At 42.3% G+C, this 13,553-nt stretch carries 12 protein-coding genes and 1 rRNA gene; 3 read left to right on the top strand and 10 right to left on the bottom strand.

Features of this window, described 5'->3' with window-relative positions; translation table 11 throughout:
• Nucleotides 1–203: 203 nt before the first annotated feature.
• Together rrf and ACKI4H_RS07795 are read left to right on the top strand one after the other, a co-directional pair.
• Nucleotides 204–318, top strand: a 5S ribosomal RNA gene (gene rrf / locus ACKI4H_RS07790).
• 189 nt (nt 319–507) lie between these two features.
• Complete coding sequence (locus ACKI4H_RS07795) at nt 508–1,683, top strand: PQQ-dependent sugar dehydrogenase (RefSeq protein ID WP_407305053.1); 1,176 nt, start codon at nt 508–510, stop codon at nt 1,681–1,683.
• 91 nt (nt 1,684–1,774) lie between these two features.
• On the opposite strand, the gene ACKI4H_RS07800 is transcribed toward ACKI4H_RS07795, so the two are convergent.
• From ACKI4H_RS07800 to ribF, 6 genes are all read right to left on the bottom strand, one after another.
• Nucleotides 1,775–2,815, bottom strand: coding sequence for a TauD/TfdA dioxygenase family protein (locus ACKI4H_RS07800; protein ID WP_407304903.1), 1,041 nt, complete (start codon nt 2,813–2,815; stop codon nt 1,775–1,777).
• Between the two features lie 459 nt (nt 2,816–3,274).
• Nucleotides 3,275–3,817 (bottom strand): NADPH-dependent FMN reductase, encoded by a 543-nt coding sequence (locus ACKI4H_RS07805; protein WP_407304905.1) that lies wholly within the window; start codon nt 3,815–3,817, stop codon nt 3,275–3,277.
• A gap of 135 nt (nt 3,818–3,952) precedes the next feature.
• Entirely contained in the window at nt 3,953–4,435 is a 483-nt protein-coding gene (locus ACKI4H_RS07810; RefSeq protein ID WP_407304906.1) for a peptidylprolyl isomerase, read from the bottom strand.
• Nucleotides 4,428–4,970 carry a signal peptidase II gene (gene lspA, locus ACKI4H_RS07815; protein ID WP_407304908.1) on the bottom strand — a complete coding sequence of 181 codons (543 nt, stop codon included), beginning with the start codon at nt 4,968–4,970 and terminating at the stop codon, nt 4,428–4,430. Before lspA ends, ACKI4H_RS07810 begins: the two co-directional genes overlap by 8 nt.
• Nucleotides 4,963–7,809 (bottom strand): isoleucine--tRNA ligase, encoded by a 2,847-nt coding sequence (ileS, locus tag ACKI4H_RS07820; RefSeq protein WP_407304909.1) that lies wholly within the window; start codon nt 7,807–7,809, stop codon nt 4,963–4,965. Before ileS ends, lspA begins: the two co-directional genes overlap by 8 nt.
• A gap of 63 nt (nt 7,810–7,872) precedes the next feature.
• On the bottom strand, nt 7,873–8,874 hold the full coding sequence (gene ribF / locus ACKI4H_RS07825; protein ID WP_407304910.1) for a riboflavin biosynthesis protein RibF: 1,002 nt from the start codon (nt 8,872–8,874) through the stop codon (nt 7,873–7,875).
• Nucleotides 8,875–9,107: 233 nt separating this feature from the next.
• On the opposite strand from ribF, the gene ACKI4H_RS07830 reads away from it, so the two are divergent.
• The gene (locus ACKI4H_RS07830; protein WP_407304911.1) at nt 9,108–9,671 is read left to right on the top strand and encodes a 5'-nucleosidase; all 564 of its coding nucleotides are present in this window, start codon (nt 9,108–9,110) and stop codon (nt 9,669–9,671) included.
• A 79-nt stretch (nt 9,672–9,750) separates the two neighbouring features.
• Here the strand turns inward: ACKI4H_RS07830 and ACKI4H_RS07835 are convergent, their stop codons facing one another.
• The 4 genes from ACKI4H_RS07835 to ssuD all read right to left on the bottom strand — a co-directional run bounded on the left by ACKI4H_RS07835 (nt 9,751) and on the right by ssuD (nt 13,538).
• Nucleotides 9,751–10,365 (bottom strand): TetR/AcrR family transcriptional regulator, encoded by a 615-nt coding sequence (locus ACKI4H_RS07835; RefSeq protein WP_407304913.1) that lies wholly within the window; start codon nt 10,363–10,365, stop codon nt 9,751–9,753.
• Between the two features lie 362 nt (nt 10,366–10,727).
• Nucleotides 10,728–11,537, bottom strand: coding sequence for an ABC transporter ATP-binding protein (locus ACKI4H_RS07840; RefSeq protein WP_407304914.1), 810 nt, complete (start codon nt 11,535–11,537; stop codon nt 10,728–10,730).
• 10 nt (nt 11,538–11,547) lie between these two features.
• Complete coding sequence (ssuC, locus tag ACKI4H_RS07845) at nt 11,548–12,363, bottom strand: aliphatic sulfonate ABC transporter permease SsuC (protein ID WP_407304915.1); 816 nt, start codon at nt 12,361–12,363, stop codon at nt 11,548–11,550.
• Nucleotides 12,363–13,538, bottom strand: a complete 1,176-nt coding sequence (gene ssuD / locus ACKI4H_RS07850; protein WP_407304916.1) for an FMNH2-dependent alkanesulfonate monooxygenase — start codon at nt 13,536–13,538, stop codon at nt 12,363–12,365. Before ssuD ends, ssuC begins: the two co-directional genes overlap by 1 nt.
• Between the last annotated feature and the right edge of the window lie 15 nt (nt 13,539–13,553).

The raw sequence follows: 13,553 nt of genomic DNA on the forward strand, positions 1-13,553 counted from the left end.
AGGCTTGACTATACAACACCCAAACAGTTGTATGGTTCGATTGAATCGCTACAAAAAACTTGATTTAGTTAACTAAACGCTAGACAATACTCAACTCAAACAGCCCAATCTGTTCAGATTTGGAAAAAGCAACGGCATGAGAAACATCGTTTCGCAAGATAAGATGCTCAATAAGACCCAAGCAAGTATCCATAAACAGTTGTGCTGGCGACAATAGCAAGAGTGAACCACCTGATCCCTTCCCGGACTCAGAAGTGAAACCTCTTTGCGCTGATGGTAGTGTGGGGGTACCCATGTGAGAGTAAGTCATCGCCAGCTCATTAATTCCAAAACCCCCTCCGCCACACGGCAGAGGGGGTTTTTTATGCCTGGAATTTCAACCAGAACTTAAAATTCACTCTTTTTATCGCTTTTAAAATATATCTGTTTACTTTTTAAGGCTAAGTTTATACTAGAAATTCTGTATTTTGATGTTAATTTGAACAATAAATCAATATGGAGAAGATAATATTGTCGCAATTTAAAATAAAAATTTTAATCAGTTGTTGTGCTTTAGCATTTAATGCCTGTCATGCGGAGAATTCTTCCTCTAAAACTAATCAAGAGACCTCTACATCCGCTGCCAAATCGAATTCAAGCTCTTCAAACTTGCAAAAATATAAGACTGAACAGATAGCTGAGTTTAATGAGCCTTGGGCTATTACCTCTTTAAAAGATGGTCGTTTACTGATTACTGAGCGAAAAGGTAAATTACAATTATTTGACCCCAAAACCAAGCAAAAAGTTGAAGTCAAAGGCCTGCCTAAAGTGGCTTATGGTGGACAAGGCGGTTTGGGCGATATTGTATTGCATCCTCAATTTGAACAGAATCGGCAAGTCTATATCAGCTATGCAGCAGCGGGACAGGGTGGCTATGGTGCCGTGGTTGCACGAGGGGAATTAGATTTATCTAACGCTCAACAGCCGCAACTTAAAAATTTAAAAACCATTTGGCAACAAGTGCCTAAAGTTCAAGGTCAGGGGCATTATGCACATCGGCTGTTGTTTGGTCCGGATGATAAGCTCTGGATCAGTTCCGGTGAACGGCAGAAATTTGATCCTGCTCAAGATATGCAATCGAATTTAGGCAAAATCCTACGTTTAAATGATGATGGTACATCTGCGTCAGGTAATCCTTTTATGACCCGAGGCGAGATTGCCAAACAGGTCTGGACTTTGGGCCATCGCAACCCTCTAGGGATTGCATTTGATCCCAAAGGTCAGCTTTGGGTGGCTGAAATGGGCCCTAAAGGTGGCGATGAGCTTAATCGAATTATAAAAGGTGAAAATTACGGGTATCCTATTGTTTCTAATGGGGATCATTATGATGGAAAAGATATCCCTGACCATAATACCCGACCTGAATTTAAGGCGCCTGAAATCAGCTGGACTCCGGTGATTTCTCCATCAAGCTTGATATTTTATCAAGGCGACCAATTTCCTGCATGGAAAAATAAAGCGTTGATCGGTGGCTTATCGTCTGAAGCCATTATGGTGGTTGATACCGGAATGAAGCCAGTAAAAGAAGTACAGCGCCTAGATATGAAGCATCGTATTCGTGACTTGCTGGAAGCTGAAGACAGTTCAATTTGGATACTTGAAGATGGTAAAAATGCCAGATTAATCAAAATGACTGCAAAATAATCTTATCCCTTAATTTAAAAGCCTGCATTGAAATTAATGTTAGGCTTTTAAGATATCTGGGTAAATTATCGGGATAAACCACCAGGTTGCATTACGCTGCATAATGATCATCTGCGTTAAAGACATTGGCCTGAATTTGAATAAGTTTACGTTTGCCCTGCTCACCATTCATGCGCCAATGGGCAATTTTAATATTATCGACAATTGCCACATCACCTTTCTGCCATTGGAGTAACAGAGCATCGCGATACATAGCATCAAAAAAGGCCTGCTTTTCCTGATCCGTCCATTCAACTTTTTGGCCTTGTTGATTGAAAATCTCCCACGTCAGCTGCATCCCATTAGCAGTCGAATCGATTTGGATATCTCCTCGATTTTCAAAACAATTTTGTGCAGCCTGATAAGCAAACGGATTGGTATTGTTGGCAAAAGCCCAAGGCTGGAGAGCAAACTTTTGGGTCACAGGATGCTTAATTACCAGAGGAGCGCGTTGCAAGGTTAGTTTGGCTTTCTTGTCCGGCAATATAGTGACGTTAAAAGGACTTTTTTTCAGTAAGATCCGATCGATAAAATTAATCTTACGCGATGAGACATAAGAAAAATGATTCCACGTGCCTTGATATTTTTGTTTAACCGATTCAGGAAAATTTTCCCAAATTTTCTCAAGGTTGTTAAAGCCAGTTTCAGCCAAATACGTTGAGGGTTCCTGACAATATAAAGCGATATAGCGCGAGCGTTCAGAACGGACACCCCCTTCCACATGTGGACCTTGTACCGAGTTTTCTACTGGCCCCAGTTGCACGGTATTACGGTCAATATAGCGCCGATAATCGCCCGCGCCTAAAATACTTTCACTGTATTTACGCATCCACGATGCAACCCAACCGGGCATATTGGGATTGAAGGAATTCCACGGTTGTAACTTGAATTTTTGTTCAATCAGTTGATGAAATTCATCGGTTTGCTGGATGTTAAATCCCCGAAAAATCAAGATACCATGCTGATGAATTTGTTGCATCAGCTGCTCAAGATTGTTCTCAATATATTGGGCTAAATCATGACATGTATTGTTGTCGGGATGAGCCATGAATACTTTGGCGTAATCATTCAGAAAATGATGTTCTAATTGCATAATTTCTCTCTCAAGTATTTTTATTGTTTTACTTATGATGCTTAAAATAATCTTTCACTCTATTCTAATTGTTCATAAAGATGTTATGCATAATTGTTTTTGCTGAATGTGATTATAAAGTTTGATATTTCAGCATGATGTAAATTTTGGTCGTTTAATTGAGCTTTTCGACAAGTGGCGGGTTCAGTTTAAATCGCGATACTAAATGATTATAACAATTAAATGATTTTGAAAAAAAAGCCCCGACATCCTGTCGAGGCTTTTTTATATTCACTTTAAAAGGTATAACTCCTGTCGTACCTGTCAGCATCCTGCTGTAATCATCACTTATCATTTTAGTTTTAAGTTCTGCAGACTTCCTGTCTGGCTATAAGTTAAATATAGTGTGAAAAGTAATGTGTGAAAAGTGGAGATATTCGGCAACTGTTGTAAGCTAAAACGTACAAGGTAATTCCATTATCAGGTACTTACGTATCGAATGAGTTTATCCAGCACCAATTTTAGTGTTTTGTTATCAAATTCATTCGGTTCAAATTCCTCGGTTTTATTGCGTGAGAAGATATCACGAATTTCAATCACTGCATTGCTGTCGACTAAACCGAGCTGGGTTCCGATCTGACGGATTTGATCAATCGAGCGCGAGCCATTGGTTGCACCATAGCCAATATAAGCAGCAGGTTTGCCTTTCCATTCTTTGCCTAAGTAATCCAGAGCATTTTTCAGTGCTGGGCTGTAACCATGGTTATATTCAGGACTAATCAAAATAAAGGCATCTCCCGAAGCAATTTTTTCCCCCCATTCTTGTTGTTGGGGCTGATCATAGATACCTGTAATTGGTGGGTGTGCTCCTGAAAAAATAGGCAGATTCCATTCTTTTAAATCGAGTAATTCAGCCTGAACGGTACTGAAATTTGCTCTTTCAATGCTTCGTTGTACCCAGCGCGCGACTTTAATTGCAATACGACCTTCACGGACACTACCGACAATAATTTGAATTTTCATATTGAACTTGGTTTTTTTATAAAGTTAGAATCTAAATTAATATGAATATGAAAGGTGGAGTATTAGGGATTTGTATCTCCAGAAACTAAAAAAGCTCCCGAAGGAGCTTTTAAAAATCATGAGTTTTATGATTTTTTACATGAGTTTAATACCTTGCTGGCCGGCAGGAGTCACTTTAAAGATTTCTACCTCAAAGGTAATGTCTTTGCCTGCAAGCGGGTGATTAAAATCAATTTCAGTAATATCTTCACCGACTGATTTCACTACACCAAATAAGCTTTGTTTAGCCTTATCTTCAAATTCAATCATATGACCGACAATCGGTGTTTGTTCGAATTTAACCGTATCAAATTTTTGTACGTTTTCAGGATTCCAAGGACCGAAGGCCTCTTCAGGAGGAAGACTCACGGTACGACGGTCACCAGCACGTAAACCAAAAAGTGCTTTTTCAAAACCGGGTAACAAACTGCCATCGCCCATCACCAGGCTGACAGGTTCTTCACGGCTACGGGTATTATCAATTTCCACACCATTTTCAATGGCGACCGAAAAATGCAGCTCTACCTTCGAACCTTCATTAATACGGGTTTCTTCGTTGGGATTAATAATTTCAGTCATTGTGTTGCGCTTCCGCACGTTGAATACGTTGCTTTTCTAAGAAAAAAGTATCGATCAGTAGCAAAATTGTGCCTAGGGTAATGGCACTATCTGCAAGATTAAAAGCAGGGAAGTGGCTGTTGTTGTAGTAAACGTGAATGAAATCGACCACATAACCCAAAGACACGCGGTCAATTAAGTTACCGACTGCACCACCTAAAATCAGTGCAATCGCCATGGGTAAAATCACCATTTTTTTTGGCATACGCATCAGCCAAAATACAAAAATTACAGACACTAAACCTGCCAGTGAAGTAAAGAAATAACGTTGCCATCCACCGGCATCGGACAGGAAACTAAAGGCTGCGCCATAGTTATGTAGCAATGTCCAATTTAAAAAGGGCAGTACTGGCACAGGATCTGCATAATTCAGATGTGTCGTTGCAATCCATTTGGTCCATTGGTCGAGAATAATCGCGACAATGGATAAACCTACCCACACTAGATTATGTGGGTAGAACTGGAACAAACCCTTTTTAGTTTGCGGATTAGGCATATTTTCTCTCTTCGCCTTGACCTGTAGGAAGATTAATAATACAACGAGAACAAAGACCTGGATGTTCATGATGTGTATTTACATCCGGCAGTACGTGCCAGCAGCGCGCGCACTTTTCACCCTCGGCAGCCGATACTTTTACGCGCAAGCCTTCAAGATCTGTGGCTTCACCTTGTGCTTCATCAAATGCATTGACAATGACAGTCGATGTGATGAGAACAAAACGGAGTTCATCATTTAACTGATCAAGCACTGCTTTCAATTCAGTATTTGCCCAAAGTTCAACTTTGGCAGACAAGTTTGAACCAATCAGTTTGGCATTACGTGCAGCTTCAATTTGCTTGTTCACCGCAGATTTAACGCTAATTAAAGTTTGCCAATCCGCTTCTGAAACCAGGTTAGCTTTCGAGGCAACTGGAATGTCATACCATTCTGTGGTGAACACGTATTTCTCAGTTTGCCCAGGAATTAAAGGCCAGGCTTCTTGTGCAGTAAAGGTCAAGATCGGTGCCATCCAGCGTACAAAAGCTTGTACCAAATGATACAAAGCAGTTTGTGCAGAATGACGTGCTTGTGAGTCTGCTTTGGTGGTGTACTGACGGTCTTTAATAATGTCGAGGTAGAAACCACCCAAGTCATTAATACAGAAATTGGTCAACGAACTTGCCACGATATGGAAGTTCATATCTTCATAAGCTTGCTGAATGGTTTTTTGTACATCTGCTGCACGTTGTAGAATGTATTGATCTAGCGCGATCAACTGATCGACGGGTAATGCATCTGTAGCCGGTTGAAAGCCATTCAGATTCGCCAGCAAGAAACGCAGCGTGTTACGGATACGACGGTAACCATCAGATGCACGGCTAAAGATTTCTTTACCCGCAGTCATTTCATAACGGTAGTCTGAAGACGCAATCCAGAAACGTAAACCATCTGCACCCATGTCTTTAATGATGTCTTGCGGTGTGATCACATTACCGATGGATTTCGACATCTTACGGCCTTTTTCATCGACCACGAAGCCGTGAGTCAACAAGCCTTTATAAGGTGCACGGTTGTTAATCGCGATAGAGGTTAAAAGTGAAGACTGGAACCAGCCACGATGCTGATCTGAACCTTCAAGGTATAAATCAGCCGGATCAGTCAATTCTTCACGTTGACGCAGTACCGCATAATGGGTTGTACCCGAGTCAAACCATACGTCTAAGGTGTCGCGTACTGCATTGTAGTGTTCAGCATCGGCACCGATAAAGTCTTTCGCTTCACGGTTATACCATCCATCAATACCTTCCTGTTCAATCAGTTTTGCAACTTCTTCGATCAGTTCTGGGGTACGTGGATGTAATTCGTTGGTGTCTTTATGCACGAAGAACGGGATTGGCACCCCCCAAGTACGTTGACGCGAGATACACCAGTCCGGACGACCTTCAATCATCGATTCGATCCGGTTTTTACCCCAATCTGGGACAAAACTGATGTCATTTTCAATCGCGTTTAAAGCACCTTGGCGTAAACCTTTTTCATCCATGCTGATAAACCACTGCGGGGTCGCACGGAAAATAATTGGAGTCTTATGACGCCAGCAATGTGGGTAGCTATGCTTGATCACCACATGTGCCCAAAGTTTTTTGCTTTCAGTTAAGGCTGTAATAATTTTCGGATTGGCTTTGTAGATGTGCTCGCCTGCAAAAATAGGTGCAGTCGGTAAATACACCCCATTTCCACCGACCGGATTATCTACTTTTAAATTGTATAACAAACCCACTTTATAATCGTCTACACCATGACCCGGTGCGGTATGTACTGCCCCTGTGCCGCTGGTCGCAATCACGTGCTCGCCTAAAATGACCGGAACTTGACGGTCACTGATTAAAGGATGCTGTAATTGCAGGTTTTCAAGTTTCGCGCCACTAAAGTCTGCCAGCACTGTAAATGTTTCAAAACCATAACGTTCAGCCGCTGACTGAATCAGGTCTTTTGCCAAAATGAGATTCTGGGCAAGTTTATTTTCAGCAGTCGCCTTTACCAGTTGATACTCGATGTCCGCATGCAGGGCAACAGCCTGATTGGCAGGCAGAGTCCAAGGCGTCGTGGTCCAGATCACGATATCGGTTGAGTCTTTTACTTCAACCCCTAAACGCGCTGATAAATCTGCTAAATCAACAACAGTAAAACCGACATCAATAGCATCCGATTTTTTATCTTCATATTCAACTTCAGCTTCAGCCAATGCAGAACCGCAGTCCAAACACCAGTTGACTGGTTTAAGACCCGGTTGGATATGGCCTTGTTTCTGAATTTCACCTAGCGAACGCACGATATTGGCTTCTTGCGCAAAGTTCATAGTCAGGTAAGGATTATCCCAATCCCCAAACACGCCCATACGCACAAAGTCTTTTTTCTGTAATTCAACTTGAGTATAGGCATATTCGCGACAATGTTTACGGAATGTAGCAGCATCGACTTTAACGCCGACTTTGCCGACTTTTTCTTCAACTTTCAGTTCAATCGGCAAACCGTGACAATCCCAGCCCGGTACATAAGGCGCATCAAAACCATCCATCACGCGGCTTTTGATAATGATATCTTTGAGTACTTTGTTTACCGCATGGCCCAAGTGGATTTGACCATTGGCGTAGGGAGGGCCATCGTGAAGCACATATTTTTTCTTGCCAATACGCGACGCACGAATCTGCTGATAAATGTTGTCGGCATACCACTCTTCTAACCATTTTACTTCACGTACTGCGAGATTTGCTTTCATTGCAAATTCAGTACCTGGGAGGTTTAGCGTGGCTTTATAATCCACTGCATTTTCAGGAGTTTGCTTATCGCTCATGCAAGTTGTCTTCCAATTTAATCAGTCTTAGGCTGACGCGTTTTACAATAAAAAATGTGGGATTTAAAAGGGGGGGGTGAAGGTGTTTTGTCGAAACTGAAGCAGTTTCTCAACATCATCATCAATTCCCGCTTTCAATGCTTCAAGCGAAGGGTAGTCCTTTTCACCATGTAAATAGTTCAAGAACGTCACCCGCATTAACAGGCCATACAGATTAGCAGAAACATCAGGAAAATGTACTTCTAATCGCCATTCAGGATGTTGCTGTTTGATGGCTGGTCGAGTCCCAACATGTCCTGCACCAAACAGGGCGGTCGGTTCATAGCCTGCAATCCCGAGTTTTTCAGGATTATCAGCTTTCACTTTGTCTTTCAAAGATCCGGTTTCACATAATACGTCAACGCCGTAAATCCCGTTTAGACAGGGTTTATGACGGTTGAGACGGATATTAATGGTGGGAAAATTAATGGTACGCCCAATTTGATCACCATATTGTACCCGGCCGGTGATGCTATATGGACGCCCCAATAATTTGGCAGCCAAAGCTAAATCACCCGCTTGCAAGGTATGACGAATCCGGGTCGAGCTGACGCGGTGTCCATCCAATGCAATCGTATCTAAATTGGTAACTTGAAAACCGTAGCCGCGCAAAAATTCACTATTGCCTTGACGGTTTTTACCGAAATGGAAATCGTCACCCAGAACTAGATGTTCCGCATTAAGTTTGTTTTTGAGAATATTGGCAAAGCTTTCAGCATTTAAACTACGGAAATGGTTATCAAATTTCGCAATGGCGATATAGTCGACCCCCAGTTCGGTTAAGTATTCGACTTTTTCACGTAATGATGAAATACGTGGGGGTGCTTCATAACCTTTAAAAAATTCAAGCGGTTGCGGCTCAAATATCATCACCAAAGTTTTTAAATTTTGTGCTGTGGCAAGTTGTTTTAATTGTGCAATCATTGCCTGATGACCCAAATGTACACCATCAAAATTACCAATCGTAGCGGCAGTTTTTGGCAATTGAAAATTTGGCGCTAAAGCATTCAGGCGGAGCAGCTTCATGGGCGAATCAATAAGTGAAAAATTATCAGGGCTATATATTGCCATAATCTTGAGCGTTCGTCTTGTTGTTGTGTTTTCATCCAAAAAAATTATCAGATATCTACCTAAAAATAGCGCGATGGATAAAGGTCAAAATACAGATTGATTCAGGGCAGATTTTTAAATTTGCACTCTTACTCTAATTCTTTTCTAATAGATGCTGTTTTGAGTTGGCAAATAAATAAGGTACTGCGATGTCGGATTTGGCTTTAATCATGGCACTTCCCAATGAATCGAAAGGTTTGTTTGAACAAGCGGAGATTCAGGTGCATTACAGTGGTATTGGTAAGGTGAATGCCGCATTTAAAGCCTTTGACGTGATTCAAAAAACTGGCTGTAAAACCTTACTTAACTTGGGCTCAGCGGGAAGTTCCCAATTTGATGCGCATGCCTTGGTTGAAGTAATAACTTTTGTACAACGGGATATGGATGTATCGCCGCTGGGTTTTACAGTAGGCGTCACACCTATGGATAAGGATCATCCAGCGGAAATTCATTTAGAGCCTTATTTTCAGCACCTGGAAAAAGGTATTTGTGGAACGGGTGACAGCTTTGAAACAGGTAAGCCAAAAGTAGATTGTGATTTGGTGGATATGGAAGGCTATGCACTTGCGAAAGTCTGCAAGAAGCTGGATGTACGATTAATTTCAGTGAAATATATTACCGATGGTGCCAATGACACCGCGCATTTAGATTGGGAAGAAAATTTATTATTGGGTGCACAAAAGCTATTAAAATTATATCAAACGATCAAATAAGCAGAGCAGGGTTGGAAATTCGGCGACCATAGTGATCTATGGTCGTATGCCAAAACTATCGTCTAGGATAATTTAAGAATTATGAGCGAGGAATTACGCCGTATAACATCATATGCACAGTATGTTGGATGATGCGCTGCTGCATACTACGATTACGCAAGGTTTTACCGGTCACCATTTCCATTTGGGTGGAAAAATCTGCATAATTTTGGGTTACCGCCCAAATATTCAGAATTAAAAGCTCAGGATCAATTTCTTTGGAAATTTTACCTTGATCTTGCCACATGGCAATGACTTTGGCTTTACGCTTCACCAGTTTCTTTAACGGACCTTTTAAAATTGGCAAGATATGTGGTGCACCTTGAATTACTTCCAAAGCAAACAGTCGCGATGCTTTCGGCTGGGTACGAGAAACTTCAATCTTTTGCAATAAATAATTGGTGATCGCTTCTTCCGGCTCAAGCTCTGTTTCTAGCATTTGCAGAGGAGCAAGCCACTTCTGCAATACCGTGGTGAGTACTTCAACGTACAAGGCTTCCTTATTTTCATAATAATAGAAAATATTAGATTTGTGCATTTCAGCAATCTGAGCAATCTCGTCTAAGCTTGCCCCATTAAAACCATAAAGGGAAAATACATCCAGTGCTGCATTTAGCAGTTGATGTCGTTTTTGAGTACTCTTTTTTTGTTCCATTGGCCATTAAAAAAATTAAAAGTGGAACTTTAAATTGTACGGCAAATCATCAGATTTGTGCACAGGCAAAATTTTTAATTTTATGAAGATTGATGATTTATTTTTTAGATCAGCTTATTAAATTACCAAATTTTCGACCAATATAAAAAAGATGCTTTAAAAGAGTGCAGAAAGTGGCGCCATAAAGATCATTAGATAATTCAATAAGATTGAATTTTTGCATTTTGTGAAATGCTTCCGTTTAATACTCAACTCATAAATGAATGATTAAATTAATTAAAGAATAAGATGCGTTCAGACAGCATGATTATGAGATGAGCCCAAACTGATTTTCAGGATGTGCTCATTGCAAATGTAAAAAATCATGTGGCTAATACCGCATTAAGAACCTGTTGTTCTAACTCGGTAAAGGCGTAATCTTTTTTACGCGGTCGTGTCAAATCTACTTTAAATTGTTTAGCAATATGACCTTTATCAAGCAAAATAATCCGATCGGCCAGTTGAACTGCTTCGCTGACATCATGGGTCACTAAAATGGCGGTAAAGCCCTGCTCGCGCCAGAGTTTTTCAATCAGGCTCTGCATGTCTAAACGGGTGAGCGCATCCAGTGCACCGAGTGGTTCATCTAAGAGCAAGATGCGAGGCTTATGTGACAAGGCACGTGCAAGCGCAGTACGCTGACGCTGACCGCCTGAAAGTTGTGAAGGCCACAATCCGGCTTTCTCTTTCAGTCCGACTTTTTCTAGCAGGGCAGAGGCATTGCCTTGATGCTCTTTGGCTAAGCCTAACTGTACATTTTGTTCAATGCTACGCCACGGTAAAAGTCGCGGGTCCTGAAACATGACACGGATGTCATCACTGGTAATGCCTTCGCGGATATGTCGTGCCGATTTAAACTTGATTTCACCATAGCTTGGTTGTTCTAAATCTGCAATCAGACGAAGCAGGGTACTTTTACCACATCCGCTACGCCCAACAATCGCAAGAAATTCACCGGGTTGAATATGCAGGTCTAAATCTTCTAGAACCGTTACCTCACCATAGAATTTATGCAGTTGCTCAATTAGAATTTCTGCACCGACCACCGCTGTTGGATTGATATCTGTAGTTGCCGGACGTTCTGGTGCAGCCGGATCTTCAGCGACATGTCGCCCTATACTTAAATCAGTCATGATGTATTCCTTATTTTTGATATCCAGCATGCCAGCGCAGTAAGTATCTTTCTAAGCCTACTGCCAATACATCGGCCAGTTTTCCAAGCAGGGCGTAAAGCAAAATACCCACTAACACCACATCCGTTTGTAAGAATTCACGCGCATTCATGGTCATGTAGCCAATGCCGGATTGTGCGGAAATGGTTTCTGCCACAATGAGCAATACCCAAACCAGACCCAATGCAAAGCGTAAACCGACAAGAATGGACGGCATTGCACCTGGTAAAATAATTTCTTTGTATAACTGCCAGCGGGTCAAACCGTAGCTCTTACCCATCTCGATCAGTTGCGGATCAACCGAACGAATCCCATGATAGGTATTGATATAAATTGGGAAGAATACACCGACAGCGACTAAAAACAGTTTGGCTGACTCATCAATTCCGAACCATAGAATTACCAAAGGAATTAAAGCCAAGGCTGGAATGTTACGGATCATTTGCAAGGTGGTGTCGAGCAGGGTCGATGCCAGTTTAGACGAGCCATTCAGCAAGCCCAGCAATAGGCCCAAGCCACCACCCACCAATAAGCCGAGTAAGGCACGTCCGGCACTGACCTTAACGTGTTGCCAAAGTTCACCCGAGATCGATAAATTCCAAAATGCCCCTACCACCGCACTCGGTGCAGGTAGAATACGGCTTTCTAACAGACCGGTGCTGGATGCAATTTGCCAAATCGCGATCAGCGCGATCGGGAACAACCAAGGCAGCAAATGCTGCCCAAATTGTGTTCCACGTGAAACATTGGTTTTTGCCAAGATTTCGGCAGAAATGCTTTTACTCATTAAGCCGGCTCCTTAGCTTTCACTTCTTGTTTCGCCTCATCTGGCACATAGTTATTTGCCACGATTTCACCAAAAGGACCAGTTAGATTGGGTTGCGCCAGTTTTTGACGGGTTTCTAATGGCAGTAACGGGAACACCAGTTCAGCAAAACGAATGGATTCTTCAAGATGCGGATAGCCTGAGAAAATGAAGGTATCAATTCCCAAATCGGCATATTCCTGAATGCGGTCTGCAACTGTTTGCGGATCGCCGACCAATGCCGTACCTGCACCACCACGAACAAGACCTACGCCTGCCCAAAGATTCGGAGATACTTCAAGTTTGGTACGATCGCCATTATGCAGTTCAGCCATGCGGCGCTGACCCACTGAATCCATTTGCTTGAATTTCTTTTGCGCTGCTTGAATGGTGACATCATCAACATATTGAATCAGTTCTTCAGCAGCAGCCCATGCCTGTGCACTGGTTTCACGCACAATCACGTGCAAGCGAATACCGTAATTTAAAGTACGACCACGTGCAGCAGCTTTAGCACGCATGGTTTCAACTTTTTCTTTTACTGCTGCTGGTGGCTCACCCCAAGTTAAGTAAGTATCAACCTGTTCTGCAGCAAGCTCGATTGCAGCATCAGAAGAACCGCCAAACCAAAGTGGTGGATATGGTTTTTGTACAGGGGGATAAAGCAGTTTTGCATCATCCACTTGTAAGCGGTCGCCGTGGAAAGTAAACGATTCGCCAGTGTGTGAGCGGGTTAAAATTTCACGCCAGATTTTGGTGTATTCCGCCGCTGTTTGGTAACGTGTTGCATGGTCTTCATACACACCATCACCTTTTAGCTCTTGCTCGTCACCGCCGGTAACCAGGTTCAGCAATACACGACCACCCGATAAACGGTCAAAAGTTGAAGCCATACGCGCAGCCAGTGCAGGAGTTGTCACCCCGGGACGTAACGCGACCAGGAATTTTAAATTTTTGGTTGCATCAATCAGGCTTGCAGCAGTAATCCAGGGATCTTCACATGAACGACCCGTTGGAATCAGTACACCTTCATAACCCAGATTATCTACGGCTACGGCAATCTGTTTCATATAAGCATGATCGACCTGACGCGCGCCTTTGCTTGTGCCTAAATAACGACTGTCACCATGCGTAGGAATAAACCAGAAAATTTTCATTGCTTTGATCCTTAG

Source organism: Acinetobacter sp. (assembly GCF_045628685.1).
Taxonomy (GTDB): domain Bacteria; phylum Pseudomonadota; class Gammaproteobacteria; order Pseudomonadales; family Moraxellaceae; genus Acinetobacter.

What these genes read in the sequence shown, in the direction of transcription:
- ACKI4H_RS07800 (WP_407304903.1), bottom strand. Translation starts at nt 2,815, where the DNA reads ATGCAATTAGAACATCATTTTCTGAATGATTACGCCAAAGTATTCATG.
- ACKI4H_RS07805 (WP_407304905.1), bottom strand. Translation starts at nt 3,817, where the DNA reads ATGAAAATTCAAATTATTGTCGGTAGTGTCCGTGAAGGTCGTATTGCA.
- ACKI4H_RS07810 (WP_407304906.1), bottom strand. Translation starts at nt 4,435, where the DNA reads ATGACTGAAATTATTAATCCCAACGAAGAAACCCGTATTAATGAAGGT.
- lspA (WP_407304908.1), bottom strand. Translation starts at nt 4,970, where the DNA reads ATGCCTAATCCGCAAACTAAAAAGGGTTTGTTCCAGTTCTACCCACAT.
- ileS (WP_407304909.1), bottom strand. Translation starts at nt 7,809, where the DNA reads ATGAGCGATAAGCAAACTCCTGAAAATGCAGTGGATTATAAAGCCACG.
- ribF (WP_407304910.1), bottom strand. Translation starts at nt 8,874, where the DNA reads ATGAAGCTGCTCCGCCTGAATGCTTTAGCGCCAAATTTTCAATTGCCA.
- ACKI4H_RS07830 (WP_407304911.1), top strand. Translation starts at nt 9,108, where the DNA reads ATGTCGGATTTGGCTTTAATCATGGCACTTCCCAATGAATCGAAAGGT.
- ACKI4H_RS07835 (WP_407304913.1), bottom strand. Translation starts at nt 10,365, where the DNA reads ATGGAACAAAAAAAGAGTACTCAAAAACGACATCAACTGCTAAATGCA.
- ACKI4H_RS07840 (WP_407304914.1), bottom strand. Translation starts at nt 11,537, where the DNA reads ATGACTGATTTAAGTATAGGGCGACATGTCGCTGAAGATCCGGCTGCA.
- ssuC (WP_407304915.1), bottom strand. Translation starts at nt 12,363, where the DNA reads ATGAGTAAAAGCATTTCTGCCGAAATCTTGGCAAAAACCAATGTTTCA.
- ssuD (WP_407304916.1), bottom strand. Translation starts at nt 13,538, where the DNA reads ATGAAAATTTTCTGGTTTATTCCTACGCATGGTGACAGTCGTTATTTA.